13 protein-coding genes are annotated in these 16,093 nt (G+C 65.7%); 5 read left to right on the top strand and 8 right to left on the bottom strand.

Annotated elements, in window-relative coordinates:
• Positions 1-10 precede the first annotated feature (10 nt).
• Together E1261_RS03285 and E1261_RS03280 are read right to left on the bottom strand one after the other, a co-directional pair.
• The gene (locus tag E1261_RS03285) at positions 11-1,831 is read right to left on the bottom strand and encodes a hypothetical protein (protein WP_202874265.1); all 1,821 of its coding nucleotides are present in this window, start codon (positions 1,829-1,831) and stop codon (positions 11-13) included.
• 133 nt (positions 1,832-1,964) lie between these two features.
• A complete protein-coding gene (locus tag E1261_RS03280; RefSeq protein WP_202874264.1) occupies positions 1,965-2,933 on the bottom strand; it encodes an alpha/beta hydrolase in 969 nt (322 codons plus the stop codon).
• Positions 2,934-3,134: 201 nt separating this feature from the next.
• Between E1261_RS03280 and E1261_RS03275 the strand changes: the two genes are divergently transcribed.
• Positions 3,135-5,723, top strand: coding sequence for an ATP-binding protein (locus E1261_RS03275; protein ID WP_132401564.1), 2,589 nt, complete (start codon positions 3,135-3,137; stop codon positions 5,721-5,723).
• A gap of 2 nt (positions 5,724-5,725) precedes the next feature.
• Here the strand turns inward: E1261_RS03275 and E1261_RS03270 are convergent, their stop codons facing one another.
• The 3 genes from E1261_RS03270 to E1261_RS03260 are packed head-to-tail and all read right to left on the bottom strand — an operon-like array spanning position 5,726 to position 8,675.
• A complete protein-coding gene (locus E1261_RS03270) occupies positions 5,726-6,748 on the bottom strand; it encodes a methyltransferase (RefSeq protein ID WP_132401561.1) in 1,023 nt (340 codons plus the stop codon).
• A complete protein-coding gene (locus E1261_RS03265; RefSeq protein ID WP_132401558.1) occupies positions 6,745-7,860 on the bottom strand; it encodes an aminotransferase class V-fold PLP-dependent enzyme in 1,116 nt (371 codons plus the stop codon). Before E1261_RS03265 ends, E1261_RS03270 begins: the two co-directional genes overlap by 4 nt.
• On the bottom strand, positions 7,857-8,675 hold the full coding sequence (locus E1261_RS03260; RefSeq protein ID WP_132401555.1) for a tryptophan 2,3-dioxygenase family protein: 819 nt from the start codon (positions 8,673-8,675) through the stop codon (positions 7,857-7,859). The genes E1261_RS03265 and E1261_RS03260 overlap by 4 nt, the downstream gene beginning before the upstream one ends.
• Positions 8,676-8,905: 230 nt before the next feature.
• Here E1261_RS03260 and E1261_RS03255 point away from each other — a divergent pair, with 230 nt between their 5' ends.
• Both E1261_RS03255 and E1261_RS03250 read left to right on the top strand, forming a co-directional pair.
• A complete protein-coding gene (locus E1261_RS03255) occupies positions 8,906-9,436 on the top strand; it encodes an AAA family ATPase (RefSeq protein WP_132401552.1) in 531 nt (176 codons plus the stop codon).
• Positions 9,437-9,707: 271 nt separating this feature from the next.
• Positions 9,708-9,965 (top strand): site-specific integrase, encoded by a 258-nt coding sequence (locus E1261_RS03250; RefSeq protein ID WP_132401549.1) that lies wholly within the window; start codon positions 9,708-9,710, stop codon positions 9,963-9,965.
• A 40-nt stretch (positions 9,966-10,005) separates the two neighbouring features.
• On the opposite strand, the gene E1261_RS03245 is transcribed toward E1261_RS03250, so the two are convergent.
• Entirely contained in the window at positions 10,006-11,217 is a 1,212-nt protein-coding gene (locus E1261_RS03245; protein WP_132401546.1) for an acyl-CoA dehydrogenase family protein, read from the bottom strand.
• The gene (locus tag E1261_RS03240) at positions 11,217-12,533 is read right to left on the bottom strand and encodes an acyl-CoA dehydrogenase family protein (RefSeq protein ID WP_132401543.1); all 1,317 of its coding nucleotides are present in this window, start codon (positions 12,531-12,533) and stop codon (positions 11,217-11,219) included. The genes E1261_RS03245 and E1261_RS03240 overlap by 1 nt, the downstream gene beginning before the upstream one ends.
• Positions 12,534-12,702: 169 nt before the next feature.
• On the opposite strand from E1261_RS03240, the gene E1261_RS03235 reads away from it, so the two are divergent.
• Complete coding sequence (locus tag E1261_RS03235) at positions 12,703-13,620, top strand: bacteriocin fulvocin C-related protein (protein WP_132401540.1); 918 nt, start codon at positions 12,703-12,705, stop codon at positions 13,618-13,620.
• Positions 13,621-14,889 carry a peroxidase family protein gene (locus tag E1261_RS03230; RefSeq protein ID WP_132401537.1) on the top strand — a complete coding sequence of 423 codons (1,269 nt, stop codon included), beginning with the start codon at positions 13,621-13,623 and terminating at the stop codon, positions 14,887-14,889.
• On the opposite strand, the gene E1261_RS03225 is transcribed toward E1261_RS03230, so the two are convergent.
• Entirely contained in the window at positions 14,857-16,092 is a 1,236-nt protein-coding gene (locus E1261_RS03225; RefSeq protein WP_132401534.1) for an RNA polymerase sigma factor, read from the bottom strand. The two genes, E1261_RS03230 and E1261_RS03225, sit on opposite strands and share 33 nt — an antisense overlap.
• Position 16,093: the final 1 nt, after the last annotated feature.

The raw sequence follows: 16,093 nt of genomic DNA, 5'->3' as shown, positions 1-16,093 counted from the left end.
ACCCGCAGCATCAGGTCGGCCGGTAGGAGCAGCGGACTCCGGTATGAATGGTCCGGCGCAGGTAGGCACCGATCTCCGCATCCGACTCGGTCACCCGGGCCAGCGCCCGGCGAATGGCCTTGCCTACGGCGATACGAGCCCGCTCGTGACCGTCGGGAAAGCGGCGTACAGCTCCACCGATCCCTGTAACAGCAGACAGCTCGCTCATGATCCAGGCCTGCTCGGCTTTCACCCGCGCCACTTCGTCGAACTCGTTCTTCGACTCAAGCTGTTCGATCTCGATCCGCAGATCCGCCAGCCTCGTCCGGTAGTTCTGAACAGCCACTCGGTCAAGGAACGGCTGTGACGAGAGCGCCGTACCGGCATCGGCCCGACTGAGCTCAGACAACCCAGCGACGAGATCAGCGGAGTAGATCTCCCGGCCCGGGTTGGCAATCAGAACTGCCAGATGCAGCATGCCAACACTGTGGGCGAGGAGGATGCTTCGATCACCCGACTCGATCTTCCATGCCTGCCCGTATCTGATACAGGTGAGATCGGAGATCTGGCTGCCCTCGACGTCTGCTGTCGCTTTCGCAAGAGCATGCCGCTGTCGTGACGCGGCTACGGCCGGCCAGTGCGCCAGGGCAAGGTTCTGCTCGGCGGCCGTCGCGAAGTGAGCAATCGCCTTGTCCACGTCGCCCATCGTGAGTGCGGCGACACCGAGGGCGTGATGGACCGATCCGAAACAGGCGACTCCGAGACTGGCCACCATCGGGAGATCCGCGAAAGGGCTGAGCAGCTCGTACGCACGCGCTGAGGTTCGGCTGTCCTTCAGTAGGTGCGCCGCCTCGACAACACCGTTCATCATCACCAGCCAACTGCTGGAGCGTGGCAGATCCGCAAGATCGCGGCCAGTCAGTTTTGCCAGCGCAGATTCTGCGCTGGAGACATCACCGGCGGCTGCCGCCGACACAGCAACGGCAGCGAACAACGAATGATCAGTGACGCTGAGGGTCGGTGAATGCACCACCTCCTGCAACATCGGCAGCAACTCTGCGATGCGACCCTGATACCACCTGATCGCCACCATCTGCGCGGCGAACCAACCCGTTGCGTCCGCATCGCCGGCATCCCTGCCACGCTGCGCACAGACCTGAGCCAGATTCTCGGCGTGGTCCAGATCGCCGCTCCGGATCGCAAGCATGCAGTCCATCGCGTCCAGCACAAAGCCGATAGCCAGGTGGCCCCTCTGCTCCAGAAGGTGTCGCACTTCCAGGAGGTTGCGCTCGGCCCGTAGATCACCATCCAGGAACAAGTCGACCGTCTTCCACAGCATGCCCATCAGTAGGTCTCCGCGGCGCATGGTGTGGCTACTCTGCTCGAGAAGCTCGGCAGCGAGCTCTCGCCGCAAGACTCGGTGATCAGGTCCCAGCAGACAATGGTGTGCGACGTTGAGAATGTCCGCCAACGCCTCCGAATCCGGCCGGTGCCGAGCCTCGTCGAGGACGGCCAGAACCTTCGCGCTGTCGCCGGTCCGATAGTCATCCTCACCGGCGAGTCTTGCTCTCAGCCTCAAGCCGAGCGTTGACTGCGGATCAACCATCGAGAGCGCCCTGCGTAGCCTGGCCCGGACCTTCGCCGAGCCCTGTGCGTCCCGAACTTCGTTGCCCCACAGCCCACTTCCGCCTATGGCTGCCAACCCAATCGCCTGATGGTCACCGGTCGTCAGCGCGGTCTGGTACGCCGCCTCGAAGAGTCGTCTGCTGATCAGCAGATCCCCCTCGGACACAAGGGCGTCGAAGCCTCTTGCGAGCATCGCCGTCAGGTCGTCAGTCAGGCCAGCAGCCATCACCATCTCCACTACGTTCCCCGAGCCACTCCTGCTCTCCGGTCGAGGTTCCACCGTGCCGATTCTGGCCGAGGTCCGCCTGAGTAACGGCTACTCAAATTTGTGATCAGCGGCGCAGTGAACAGGCGAGGAGTCAGCCGAGTGCCCGGTCGAGGAACGCACGGATTGTGTCGAACGTCGGCTGGCTCGGCTGCCTGTGCGGATCAACGACACGGCAGTTTCGCGTCGAAGTAACCGCGGCAGGCTGGTTGTCCGGAGAGACGATTTCTGGGCTATGGCCGACGCCGGGCACGGAGTAGAACGTCGCCGAGACGCAGGCGCCTTTCAGCGCCCGGAACAGCAGTTCACTCTGGTGGTGCGGAACGATCGTGTCATCTTGGCCATGTGCGATGAGGAACGGTGGATCGTTGCGAGAGACGTAGGCGATCGGGTTGGCCGCGCGGACGCGGTCAGGGCACTCTTGAATGGCGCACCCAACGAGCAGCGACTCCGGCGACCGCGGGTCGTTGTGGCAATTGCTCAAGCCGAAGATCTGATTGAACGCGGCGCATGCACCCGGCAGCATGCGCTCGTCCATCTGGAGGAAATCGGCGGGACCGTACAAATCCACGACGGCCTGAACTTTGCTCGACACACCGGTTACCCCCACAGTGCCCTCCAAATGCCGCACGTCGCCGGTAACCCCCGCCATCGCAGCTGTCCAGCCTCCGGACGAGTCCCCCATCACCGCAAAGCGCGAAGAGTCGATCCCGTACGTGAGAGCATTCGCTCGCAACCAGCGAATGGCGGCCTTGATGTCATGCACCTGCGCAGGGAACGTGGCCTGCACACTCGATCGAGTCGATACCCCCGCCACGACGTACCCGGCAGCATTGAAGTACGGCGCGATGTCCTGGGCAACTTCCTTTCCATCGTCCTCGAGCCAACCGCTACCACCCGTGAAGATGAGCAGCGGCCGCTTCGTCCCGCCGTACTTGCCAGGCACATAGAGATCCAGCAGATGACCTCGGCTGGTACTGGGCTGCGCCGGTGCATAGGCGATGTCGGTGTGGACCTCCACCTCGACGGACGACGGTGCAGCCGAGGCCGGCGCGGCGACCACTACCCCCGCGAACACTGCGGCCGCAAGCGCGAGGCAAGTCCGAGTGCCTCGACGTGAGGTACGAGACATAACTCCTCCAAGAACATCGACGCAACCTTTCCTCAGATGTGGCGTTCCATCCAGTGCCAGGGAGCGGAACGTACAGATGTCGCCGGAGGGAACCTGCGGTCCTGACACTGTTCGGCGTGAGATCATCGGCAGGTGAATCGCCGGATCGTCGAGCGTGAGCGTGAGCTTGATGAGCTCACCGCCGCGGTCCGCCTGGCCGCGTCCGGCAGCGGATCCGTGGTGCTCATCTCGGGCGAGGCGGGGATCGGCAAGTCAAGGCTGGTAGAAGCGATGGCTGCGTGGATGCCCCCGGAAGGGCGGACACTGGTTGGTCACTGCGACGATCTGCAGACCGCGCGGACTCTCGGTCCGTTCCGTGACCTGGCCGACAAGGTGAGCGCAGGTCTGGCCACTGAGCTGGAAATCGGCACCGACCGGGATCGGCTCCTGACCGCGCTCCTGGCGGAGCTTCGAGACAGCCGCCGCCCCACCCTGCTCGCTGTTGAAGACATCCATTGGGCCGACGAAGCCACACTGGATGTCTTGCGATACCTGGTACGGCGAATCGAACAACTGCCCGTGGTGCTCATGCTCACCTATCGCGACGACGACCTGTCCCTCGGCCCTCTGCTGCATTTCTTGGGGGTGACCGGCGGGAGCGACGTTTGCCGACGGCTACCCCTCAACCGGCTGACACCCGACGGCGTCGCCGAACTCGCGGCGAACAGTTCACTCGATGCGGCGGCCGTCTTTGCCGCGACAGCCGGCAATCCGTTCTTTGTCAGCGAGGTACTCGCATCAGGCACCGCTACTGAAGTACCAAGCACAGTCGTTGACTCCGTACGGGACCGGCTGCAAAGGCTGTCGCCTGAAGTCCATTCCGCCGTCCAGCAGCTTGCCGTCGTACCGACGGTCATCGACCGTTGGCTGCTGGACGAAATCGTGGTTGGCGGCATCAGGGCGCTTGCGGATGCTGAGGAGGCTGGACTACTCGAGGTGACACCGCGACGAGTTTCCTTCCGGCATGAGCTCACCCGGCGGGCCATTGCGGATTCGCTACCAGTCGTGCGTTACATGGAACTCAATCAGAACGTTCTCACCGCGCTGGTCGCTCGCAGCGATGCCGATGTCGCGCGAATCGTCCACCACGCGGTCGCCGCGGGCGATCAACAGGCGATCGTCCGCTTCGCCCCAGCAGCCGCTCGAGATGCGGCTAGCGGTGGTGCGCACAGACAGGCCGTCGCCCACTATCAAGCGGCCCTCCTGTACGCCGATGCGTTCCCTCCCATCGAGCGTTCTCAACTGTTGCAGGAGTACGCCATCGAGTCGTACACCATCGGTGCGAGCGACGAGGCGGTAGCCGCACAGCGGCGCGCGATCGACCTGCGCAGATCGCTCGGAGATCACGTCGCCGTCGGCGAAGGGCTGCGTTGGCTCTCGCGAATGCACTGGTGGGGAGGAGATCGGCTGACCGCTGAACAAGTGGCGGAAGAGGCGATCGGAGTCCTTGAGCCGCTGGGACCGTCCCGATCACTGGCCCGGGCCTACAGCAACCAAGCTCAGCTGGACATCCTCGCCTACAACCCGACCAAGGCGATGCCGACCGCTGAGCGTGCCGTTGCCATGTCCAGGCAGACCGAGGACCCCGCAACCCTGGCACACGCGCTCACAAACCTGGGCGCCTCCCTGTGGCAGCTGGGAATGCCGGACTCGATGCAGACCCTGGAAGAAGGACTGCAGGTCGCCCTCGATGTAGGCGCCAAGGAGGATGCCTGCCGGATCTATGTCAACATCGCCTGGAACCTGCTCGATCAGTTCCGGGCGGCGGATGCAGAGCAGTTCATCACGGCCGGCCTGGAACTGGCGGAACGAGCAGAGCAGTTCGGCTGGCTCGACATGCTCCACGTCCTCCGAGCGGTGGCCGAGACCTCACGAGGACGCTGGAGCGAAGCCGTCCGGTCTGCCGAGCAAGCCGTTGGTGCCCAGACACTCTTCCGCTGCCCTGCACTCGTCACGCTCGGACGTATCAAGACCAGAACCGGGGATCCAACAGCCGGTGAGCTTCTTGCCTCCGCCTTGGAGCTCAGCCATCGGATCGGTGAACAGCTATGGATCGGCCACGCAGCGGCCGCCGCGGCTGAAGAGGCATGGCTGCGCGGTGATGCTGCTGCGGTCATAGACATCGCTGCAGCCCCGTACGCCCAGGCCCGGCAACGCCGAATCCGAACCGGCTGGCCCTGGCCGGAGCTTGGGTACTGGCTCACCAAGGCAGGTCACGAGGTAGCGGCCCCCGAGACGGACAGTCCCTTCGACTTGCTGACCAGTGGACGCTGGCGCGAAGCCGCCGATCGATGGCGCACCGCAGGCTACCGCTACGAGTACGCGTTGGCCCTGACCGAGAGCCCGGATCCAGCTGATCTGCTCGAGGCACTCGACGTACTTGGCTCCATCAACGCCACCTCCTTGGCCAAGGTCACTCGACGTCTGCTGCGCGAGCAAGGCGCCACCACCATTCCGCGTGGTCGAGCCCTCACCTCCCGGCAGAACCCCGCCGGTCTGACAGCGCGTCAACTCGAGGTGCTCAGGCTGCTGAACCAGGGCCTGACTGACGCCGAGATCGCGGACCGCCTCGTCGTCTCCGTGCGTACTGCGAGCAACCACGTAGCGGCAGTCCTCGCCAGACTCGGAGTTCACACCCGTTCCGAGGCCGTCGAGCAGGCCCGGGTCTGGCTCGAACCCTAAATTCATGCTGATGGCTTCGTGGCGACGATGATTTCGACAGGTCCGGGGAGTACTTCGATGTCGGCGAAACCAACGGCCATCAGCATGTCGGCGTACTGTTCCACGTCGCGGAGCATGCTGGAGCAACTGTCGACGCCGATCAGGAAATATGACCAGAAGAACTGCTTGGCGAGACGGTCAGCGTTCCGGAACTCCTCGCAGATCATCACTCGGCCGCCGGTGTCGAGTGCATCGAAGGTCTTCTGGAGTAGCGTGAGAGCTACCGGCGCCGGCCAGTCGTGCAGAACCCGAACGAATGACATAGCGTCGTATGCCGTGGGCAACGGCTCCGCGAGGAAGTCGCCTCCGACGAACCCCAGCCGGTCGGCGCAATCATGCTCATCGCGGACTTTGTTCACCAGAGGTTGTACGGCGGGCAGGTTGTAGACGTCGATCATCACGCCTGGTGCCCCAGGCAACAGCCGGGCGGCCAGCGTGCCGTCGCCGCCTCCGACGTCCAGCAGTCGTAGGTTGCCCCGATCTCTCCAGAGCCGTTCGGCATTGGCCTGGAAGGTCTCGATGAACGGCCCGAGCCCTGCCGCCATACTCCGCTCGAAGGCGGTCACCTGTGTTTCGTCGGCGGGCGGCCAACTGAAGGCTTCGCCCGGCATGCTGAAGTCGCCGCGGAGGGTCTCAGCCAGCCGGCCATGCAGGCTGGCCCAGGGGTACCGGTCGCGGTCGCGTTCGATCGAAGTTGGTCCGAGAACCTCCAATGCGGCAAGTCTGGTCCCGGCGATCGCGCGGTACCCGACATCGCAGAGCTCGCCTGGTGTCTGGGACACCCGTTCGACCAGGCCGATGCACTCCAAGCAGTCGAGGAGCTTGTACAGGCGCAGCGGTACCAGTTCGAACCGCTCACTGAGATCGCCGAGCCTGACTGGGCCGGGCTCCAGGGCGTCGAGTAGTCCGAGGTCCAGCGCAGTCTGTAGTACGTCGATTGCCTTGGTTCCGTTGAACAGCAGGCTCATCAGTGCTCTCGGCGTCATCGTCGTACCTCTGCCAGAGCGTCCATGAACAGGTCGATCTCGTCAATGGTGTTGTAGATGTGCGGGGCGACTCGCAGTCCGTTCCGCCAGCTACAGATCAGACCACGGCTTGCCAGGTCCGCGGCCGCTGTCCGGTCGCCGGGGAAACAGAGATTCACCATGCCGCCGCGGTGCTCTGGGGTCCGCGGCGTGCGCACCTCGATCCCGGCTGCGTCGGCGCGCCTGATCAGCTGGTCGGTGCAGCGCAGAGAATGTGCCCGGATTTTCTCGGCACCGATTTCGGCAAGCAGGTCCAGCCCGACCCGCGACATCATGGCGGTGATCGGGATCGGAGTACCGCCCGAGAACCGTCTGGCATCAGGTGCCCACCCTGTCTCCTGGAATGAGAGGGGGTCCGCGCCGGCGAACCACCCGGTGGCCGCGGGGTACAAACTCTCGATCAGTTCCTGGCGCACGTACAGAAACGCCGTATGAGCGCCACACATCCATTTGTGCGCGCCACCCAGGACGAAATCTGCCTGGAGCGCGACGACGTCAAGCGGTACTGCCCCGATGGTCTGGAAGACATCGACCACGACCAGAGCGCCGTACTGGTGGGCGCGAGTGACGACTCGTTCCAGATCGAGAAGCGCGCCGGTCGTGTAGCTGCCATGGGATACACAGACGAGCCGGGTGCGCTCGTCAATCACATCCTCCACCGCCTCGATGTCGAAAACGGGTCCGCCGGTCCCGGTGACCACGAGTTCAGCTCCGTAGCGGGCGAAGCCACGCCAGAAGAACGGAACAGTGGGAAACTCCAGGTCGGTGGTGACGACTCTGTTCCGCTCGCCGCGGAAGTCGAAACAGGTGCCGATCCTGCCGAGCAGCGTGCTGACGTTCGTGTCGGTCACCACGGTTCCCGCGGGGGCCCCGATGAACGACGCGAGTGCCTCGACGTAGCCGTTGAGCTCAGCCAGCCATCCGCCCCAGGCTGAGTCACGCCAAGTGCTCAACGTCTGCCAGTAGTTCTGCAGGACTTGCTCCACGCCGCGGGGCGTGGCGCCGGTCGAGTTGCTGTTCAGATAGACGGAGTCTGCCAGCAGCGGGAACTCGGCCCGGATCGATTGGTTCATGCCTGCTGCACGCTCCGATCCGAGCCCGGCTGATGGCCACCTTCCCTGCTCCACTCCGCGGTGAGCTCTTCCCGGACTCGCCAGAGCGCGTGGAACAGTGGCTTGGTCATCCGGCCGATCAGGATCCGGGTCGAGACCCCGTCCAGTGCCTTGACATCCCGGCCGACGCCGATCGTCCGCCGTACAAGCATGAAATGGGCGATCAACCACAGTTGGTACCGCTCGTCGAAGTCCAGCAGCAGTTCGCAGATCCGTTTCAGATCAGTCGGCCCGGCGGCTTGGTAGACGTCACTGATCCGGATGTTCCTCCGAGCCAGCATCCGATCGAGCGCCTCCGCGACGTACTGGGCCGCCGTCTGGGTTGTATTGAAGCCAGGCGACTCCTGACCACTGCCGTTGCCGAGACTGCGACGGATGACCTGATAGGTGTCCGGAGTGAGCGTCTCCAGAACCCTGATCTCGTTGGCAAGACAAGCGGTGATCCGGTTCACGCGCTCGAGCCGCGCGGCTACTTCCCACAAGTCGTCACGGTCGAGGTCGCCGACGATCTCGGTCAGCTCGTGGGACAGGAGTTTGAGCCAGACCTCCTGCGCCTGGTGAACGACCTGGAACATCAACTCGTCCGGATCCGTCAGCAACTCCGCAGAAGTTTGCAGCGACAGCAACTCCTTGGTGCGTACGTACACCTCATAGTCCAGACTGCCGTCCCCAACCACGGTCTTCAGCACCGGGTTGAACAGCGGCCTCGACAACCTGTCCCGCAGTTCCTCCGCCGCGCTCGTCGTCTGGGCAGACGCGCCGTCATATGTCCTCATAGGCCACGAATCCCCCGTGTCAGCCGGTTCTTCCATCCTCCGAGTGCGCCACAGTGCCATTCAGCCCGGATGAGGGAGCGATGAGGGAACGCGTCGGCGCCCAGCGTTTGCCCAGGGAAGCGTGGATTGATCTGTGCAGCGACGAAGGACCTGTCCGTGGGAGCCTTTGCAGCAGGTCCTACGCCGCGCGGGCGGCTTTGATGACTGAGTGGGTACGGAGGAGTTCTCACATGCAGCGATACGTTCTGACCGGCACACCCGGCAGCGGTAAGACCTCAATACTCCAGTGTCTGGAGGAGATCGGCTGTCACACAGTCAACGAGGCAGCGACTACGGTCATCGCACAAGCGCAGGCCCTAGGCGAGTCCGAGCCATGGTCACGCGCATCCTTCATCGACGACATCGTCGCCCTACAGCGCCGACGCCAGCTCGAGACGTCCGGAACCATTCAGGTGTTCGACCGGTCTCCGGTCTGCACTCACGCCCTCACGACCTACCTGGGCTGGCCGGTATCTGCAGCCCTGTCGGACGAACTCGAACGAGTCACCTCGGAGCGGATCTACGAGCAACAAGTGCTCTTCGTTCGAAACCTAGGGTTTGTCCAGCCAACCGCAGCCCGCCGGATCAGCTTCCAGGACTCGCTGACCTTCGAAAAGATCCACGAAGAGAGCTACCGCCTCTTCGGCTACGACCTCGTCGACATCCCGGCCGGCGACCTGGCCCACCGCGTCGCCCAGGTGCGCTCAGTGATCGGGACCTGAGCTCCGCCGAGCAACCGCGAGTGCCAGTACCCGAGGTTGAGACCTCGGTCGCTCGGTGACCCCCTGCATGGCCGCGACGCGCAGAGCCGGTGCGTCGGCCTCACAGATGCTCTGCGTCCGCCCTACTTCACAACGGGGCGCTCCGGGCCGATCTGTACAACCTGCTGATCTGGAAGCCGGCCATCGTCGCCGCGGGCGTCATTCCTCCACCGACGAAGGACCAGCGGGGGCGCAAGCACTACAAGGCTGACTACACCGCCGGGATGCATGCTTGCGTCACTACTTCGCCAGCATCACGCTGGCCGACGGCGTCAACATCAAAGAGCTCTCCGAGTACCTCGGGCACCACGATCCGGGGTTCACTCTGCAGATGTACACCCATATGCTGCCGTCGTCGTACGACCGGGCTCGTCAGGCCGTGGATCGCCGGCTTGAGCGACTCGGTTTGCGGCTCACGGAGCAGCGACGGAGCAGAGCAGAAAACGGGCCGGGATACGAGGACCCTGATCTGGGTCCGGGGCTGCTCTGATGATCCTGACAGGGCAGCCCCGATTCCCTTACGTACAAGGTTATTTCAGCTCGGCCGAGGTCTTTCCCAGCAACCGACGAGCGATGATCAGTTGCTGGATTTGTTGGGTGCCTTCGAAGATGTCGAGGATCTTGCTGTCTCGGGACCACTTCTCCAGGAGGTGGTTCTCGGAGTAGCCGAGGGTGCCGGTGAGTTCTACGCAGCGGAGGGTGATGTCGTTGGCGGTTCGGCCGGCTTTGGCTTTGGCTATGGAGGCTTCGAGGGAGTTGGGGCGGGCGTTGTCGGCCATCCAGGCGGCTTGGAGGGCGAGGAGGTGGGCGGCTTCCCAGTCGGCTTCCAGTTGGAGGTAGGTGGCTGCGGCGGCTGGTTGGAGGTGGGTGGGGCGGTCGTAGTCGATCTCGATGCCGGCTTCGGCCAGGAGGTCTCTGGTGAGTTCGAGGGAGGCTCGGGCTACGCCTACGGCCATGGCGGCGACCAGGGGGCGGGTGTTGTCGAAGGTCTGCATGACGCCGGCGAAGCCTTTGCCGGGGTCGATGTCGGGTGAGCCCAGGAGGTTGGCGGCGGGGACCCGGCAGTTCTCGAAGCGGATGGTGGCGGTGTCGGAGGCGCGGATGCCGAGCTTGTGTTCCAGGCGTTCGACGGTGACGCCGGGGGTGTCTTTGGGGACCACGAAGGATTTGATCGCGGCGCGGCCGGCCGACTTGTCGAGGGTGGCCCAGACGACGACGGCGTCGCAGCGGCCGCCGGCGGTGACGAAGATCTTCTCGCCGTCGATGATGTAGTCGTCGCCGTCGCGGCGGGCGGTGGTGCGGATGCTGGCGGAGTCCGAGCCGCACTCCGGTTCGGTGATGGCCATGGCCGCCCAGACACCTTCGAAGCGGCGGAGTTGTTCGTCGGAGGCGACCGAGGCGATCGCGGAGTTGCCGAGGCCCTGGCGTGGCATCGAGAGCAGCAGGCCGACGTCGCCCCAGGACATCTCCATGATGGAGAGCACCGAGGACAGGTTCGAGCCGTTCTTCACACCGGTGTCTTCAGTGCCTTCGGTACGGCGGACGCCCGATGCGCCGGCGCCGGAACCGGTGCCCGAGGCCCCTAACCCGTCGACCATCGCGGCGAGCATGTCGAGCTCGACCGGGTACTCGTGCTCGGCGAGGTCGTAGCGGCGGGAGTTCGGCCGCAGCATTTCGGCAGCGACCTGATGAGCCTGGTTGACGAAGGCCCGGAACTTGCGGGGCGTCTCGAGGTTGATCATCAGACCAGCACCGCGCCTTCCATGATGCCGATGGCCCGCAGGTCGCGGTACCAGCGTTCGACCGGATGTTCCTTCACGAACCCGTGCCCACCAAGGAGTTGTACGCCGTCCGTCCCGATCTGCATGCCCTTGTCCGCGCACAGCCGCCGGGCGAGCGCGACCTCGCGGGCGAACGAAAGCCCTTGCTCCGCACGGGATCCGGCTCGATACGTCACCAGGCGCATCCCTTCGAGCTCGATCGCGATGTTCGCGACCATGAAGGCGACGGACTGGCGATGGCTGATCGGTTCACCGAAGGCGATCCGCTCGTTCACGTACGGCGTGACGTAGTCGAGCACGGCCTTCGCCGTACCGAGGGAGAGCGCGCACCAGCCGAGTCGCGAGAGCCGGACGCATTCGATGTAGTCGTCGAAGGTACCGAGCTGAACAGCCGGTACGTCGTCCAGGATGACGCGACTGAGTGAGGCCGCCCGCAGGCCCATCGACGGCTCGGCCTCGATCGTGACGCCGGGGTGACCGGACTCGACCAGGAACAACGCCGGGCCGCGGTCCTCGAGTTGGGCGGCGATGACGAAGAGTTCGGCCTCGGCTCCGCGCGGCACCAGCGACTTCACGCCGGTCAGCTTGCCGCCGGTCACGCGAGTGCGGAGATCGAACGGATCGAAGAGCGGCCTCGGTTCCAGGATCGCGAGCGCTGCGGCCGGGGCCGAGTCGCCGGTGAAGGCCGGCAGGTACGTCGCCTGCTGGGTCTCGTCTCCCCACAGGGAGATCGCCGTACTGACGGCGGCCGGCGCCAGGCACGCGACGGCCTGCCCCATGTCGCCGTGCGAGAGCGCTTCCGCGACGAGTACGCCGGTCATTGCGGATCGCTCGGTGACGATGCCGCCGAGCTCCTCCGGGACCTCGATCAGACTCAGCCCGAGATCCGCCGAGGCGGTCAGCACCTTGGGCTCGGTCGCACAGTCGGTGTCCGCGACCGCTGCGGCCGGCCGCAGCACCTCAGCCGCGAACTCACGCACCACCTCGACGACCGTCTGCTGGTCCTCGGTCGGCGTCAGGTCGAACTTCCCACTCCCCCGCGCCGACGGCAGCCGAGACGGTTTCGCCAGCTTCGAGGCGGCCGAGAAACTCCGGGAGAGCGCTCCCGCCGTCCGGAAGCCGCTCTTCGTCGCCTCGAACACCACCCGCTCGGTCTGCTTCCGCCATCCGAACCGGTCGATCGTGCGCGACTTCGCCAGCCGGTTCAGCCAGGCGACCCCGACCCCGATGACGTCCCGCCGCCGCTCCCGACCACGCGTTCGCTCCAGAAGGCTCATACCCGCCACTGTAAACCGAAGTTACAACCCGAGTCACGTGACCCAGACCACAGTGCGCTTCAGGACTCCCCGAAGCCGGGATTCGGCGTTCGTCGAACTCCTTGCCGCCCAACCGGCCACACGGCCAACCTGATCTGGTCTATTCCATAACCAGACCGGATGGAGCCCCATGCCCGACGAACGCTGGATCCTCGCCTTCGACGCGTCCTGCGGAAACTGCCGAGCCATCGCCGCCGCCGTACAAGAGGCCACCGCCGGCCGGCTCGATGTCCTGCCGCTGCAGAACGACGACGTGACCCGCTGGCGGCACGAGACGCTGGGCGCGGATGCGCCGTGGCGGCCCACCCTGCTCCGAGTGCGGGAATCAGTCGCCGCGTGGACCGGACCTGCCCTGGTCGCCCCGCTGGTCCGCACACTCGGCATCCGGACGACGCTCGCCGTACTCCGCAGTCTGGGCCAGCTGCAGCAATCTTCGCGGCCCGCCGCCGGGCTGAACCGCAAGCAGTTCCTGCGACTCGGGGCCGGAGCCGGGATGGCCGCCGGCATCGTGCTCACCGGCCGCGCACCCGCGTTCGCGACTGGCAAGGCCAGCGACATCCCCGCCTGGATCGCAGCGAACAAGGACAAACTCCCGCGCCGGTACGACGAGTTCACGCGACTGCCGATGGCGTATCGGAAGGCCGTGTACGGCGAGCTGCCCGTGGCCGCGCGCCAGGAGCTCTGGCTGGAGCAGACCCGCCGCTACCGCGCAGGCGCCCGCGTCGTGACGCGCGACCAGGCGGCAGCCCTGGACGAGTTCGAGGCGTTCGTACGGCGTGGTTTCGAGTACCCGGCCGAGGACTTCGCCGGCCGGGATCAATTCGGCGAGCTGGTGAACTCGGCGTACGAGAAACGCGAGGGCAACCAACTCTTCCGTACCCTCGGTCCGTCCGACAACGCCGGGATGGCCCCGGCCGGCGACTGCTCGTGCTCCACCTGGGACGACTGGTGCGATGGCACCTGCTGGTTCCGGGCGAACAACTGCACGCGGACGAGATTCGGTTGCGGGGACGCCTGGTCGTACCACTGCGATGGACACTGCGGCTGAATGACGCCGTACACGAGGGCGTTTGCCCTGCCGCCGTTCGCGGACAACACGGCCGAGGTTGTCGCGGCACTGCTCGAACTCGGCCGCCCGAACGGTCCGCTCGACGCCCGGGACGACCTCAGCCAGAGTCCGGAGGTCCTCGCCGACCAGCCAGGGACCGGCGTACAGGACGCCGTGAGCGCGTTCTTCGGACAGTTCGTCAGCCACGACCTGTCCCTCGATCCGCGCTCGCGGCTCGGCCGGCCCGCCGATCCGCGCGTGGTCACCAACCAGCGCACCCCTGGCCTGGACCTGGACTCGGTGTACTCGGACGGCCCACCCGGACTCCACTTCGACCCGGCAGACCCCGCCAAACTGCTGGTCGGCGACGGCGGCCGGTACGAGGACGTGCCGCGCGCTCCGGACGGTACGACGATGTCCGTGGATCTGCGGAACGACGACACTGTGATTCTCAGCGGGCTGCATGCCGCGGTGCTGCGGTTCCACAATCATGTCGTCGATCGGCTTCGGTCGGCCGGTGTCGAGAGCTTCGATGAATACCGCCGCGAGGTCGTCTGGCACTACCAGTGGATCGTGCAGCACGAGTACCTGCCGGCGCTGATCCAGCCCGGCACCTGGGCCTGGCTCACGCGGCAACCGGCCGATGCGTTGCCGATCGAGTTCCAGATCGCGCTCCGCATCGGCCATGCCCAGCTGCGGCCGGCCTATCGGGTGCATGACGACCTGGCCTGCTATCTCTTCCACCCCGATGGGTCAGACCTGCGCGGCGGCCGCCGCGATCCGCAGCGCTTCGTCGACTGGCGGCACCTGCTGACCGCCCGCGGGCAGAAGCTGGACCGCTCCATCTGTACGCCGCTGTTCCAGCTCCCGCGGGAAGCGTTGCCGAGCGGCGACGCTCCCGTCTCGCTGCCCCAGCGTGATCTGCTGCGGCACCTCACCTGGCAGGTTCCGTCCGGCCAGGCGATCGCCGAGACACTCGGCGTACCGGTCCTCGCTCCAGCCGACCTGGCGGAGCTCCAGCCGTACGGCCTCGATCGCTCCACGCCCCTGTGGTACTACCTGCTCGCCGAAGCTGAGGTCGTGACCGCCGGCGCCACGCTCGGCCCGCTGGGAAGTCGCCTGCTCGCCGACGCCCTGCTCGCGCAGGTCACCGCGCCGGACGACTGGCGTCCCACTCTGCCTGGCCATGAGACCGGGTCGTTCACACTGACTGACCTGTTCGACCTTGCCGGAGTCCTAGACCGTGCAGGCAGCAGCCTTGGCGGTTAGGTAGCGCTGCTCGGGGAGGCTGGTGGTACGGCGCGCTGCGGCGAGGTAGAGGTCGTGGGCCTCGGTGATGTTGCCGGCGCGTTCGTGCAGGTGGGCGCGGACGGCGTCCAGGCGGTGCGACTCCGTGAGGTTCTTGTTGTCATCCAATGTGGCCAGCAGGTCCAGACCGGCTTGAGGGCCTTCGACCTGGGCCAGGGCGATCGCTCGGTTGAGGGTGATCATCGGGTTCGGGGTCAGCTTCTCGAGGATCAGGTAGAGGGCGTGGATCTGCGGCCAGTCGGTCTCTTCGGCGCTGGCGGCTTCGGCATGTACGGCGGCGATCGCGGCCTGCAGCTGGTACGGGCCGACTCCCCCACGAGCCATCGTGGCCAGGATGAGCGTCGTACCTTCGTCGATCTGATCGCGATCCCAGAGCGCGCGATCTTGTTCGTCGATCGGGATCAGCGAGCCGTCGGCCGCGCTGCGCGCCGTACGGCGGGAGTCGGTCAGCAGCATGAGTGCGAGCAGGCCCGCGACCTCGCCGTCGTCGGGCAACGCCGTACGCAGCATGCGGGTCAGCCGAATCGCCTCGGCGGTCAGCTCGACGCGTTGCAGGGACTCACCGGAGCTCGCGGTGTAGCCCTCGTTGAAGATCAGGTAGAGCACCTGTCGTACGACGCGCACCCGCTCCGCGAGCTCGTCGGCCGGCGGCATCTCGAAGGAGGACCCGGCGGCCTTGATGCTCTTCTTCGCGCGGCTGATCCGCGGCGCCATTGTTGCCTCAGGCACCATAAATGCGTGCGCGATCTCGGCAGTGGTGAGACCACCGACCGCGCGCAGCGTGAGCGCGACCTGCGAGGCCGGCGTGACAGCCGGATGGCAACACAGGAGGAGCAGCGTGAGCGTGTCGTCCTCGTCCGGAGCGTCCAAGGAGTCGGCTGCAGGGGCGACCAGCTCCTCCGTTCCGCCCATCGCGGCGACCGAGTCCTCGCGCCGGCGCCGCGCGCTCTCACTACGGAACTGATCAGTCAGCCGCCGCGTCGCGACCGTGATCAGCCAGCCGCGCGGATTAGCCGGTACGCCGTCCGTCGGCCACTGCGTTGCCGCAGCCAGCAGCGCTTCCTGTACGGCGTCCTCGCACAGATCGAACTGCCCGTAGCGCCGAGTCAGGAACCCGAGCACCTGGGGTGTCAGTTCGCGCAGCAACTCCTCCATACCGGCCATC

It is taken from the genome of Kribbella albertanoniae (assembly GCF_004348455.1).
Classification (GTDB): domain Bacteria; phylum Actinomycetota; class Actinomycetes; order Propionibacteriales; family Kribbellaceae; genus Kribbella; species Kribbella albertanoniae.
The sequence above is the reverse complement of the archived record's forward strand: the minus strand, read 5'-3'. Positions and strand labels throughout refer to the sequence as shown.

Excerpts from the sequence above, each read along its gene's own strand:
- E1261_RS03265 (WP_132401558.1), bottom strand. The coding sequence starts at position 7,860 with ATGAACCAATCGATCCGGGCCGAGTTCCCGCTGCTGGCAGACTCCGTC.
- E1261_RS03270 (WP_132401561.1), bottom strand. The coding sequence starts at position 6,748 with ATGACGCCGAGAGCACTGATGAGCCTGCTGTTCAACGGAACCAAGGCA.
- E1261_RS03240 (WP_132401543.1), bottom strand. The coding sequence starts at position 12,533 with ATGAGCCTTCTGGAGCGAACGCGTGGTCGGGAGCGGCGGCGGGACGTC.
- E1261_RS03255 (WP_132401552.1), top strand. The coding sequence starts at position 8,906 with ATGCAGCGATACGTTCTGACCGGCACACCCGGCAGCGGTAAGACCTCA.
- E1261_RS03225 (WP_132401534.1), bottom strand. The coding sequence starts at position 16,092 with ATGGCCGGTATGGAGGAGTTGCTGCGCGAACTGACACCCCAGGTGCTC.
- E1261_RS03235 (WP_132401540.1), top strand. The coding sequence starts at position 12,703 with ATGCCCGACGAACGCTGGATCCTCGCCTTCGACGCGTCCTGCGGAAAC.
- E1261_RS03245 (WP_132401546.1), bottom strand. The coding sequence starts at position 11,217 with ATGATCAACCTCGAGACGCCCCGCAAGTTCCGGGCCTTCGTCAACCAG.
- E1261_RS03260 (WP_132401555.1), bottom strand. The coding sequence starts at position 8,675 with ATGAGGACATATGACGGCGCGTCTGCCCAGACGACGAGCGCGGCGGAG.
- E1261_RS03285 (WP_202874265.1), bottom strand. The coding sequence starts at position 1,831 with ATGGCTGCTGGCCTGACTGACGACCTGACGGCGATGCTCGCAAGAGGC.
- E1261_RS03230 (WP_132401537.1), top strand. The coding sequence starts at position 13,621 with ATGACGCCGTACACGAGGGCGTTTGCCCTGCCGCCGTTCGCGGACAAC.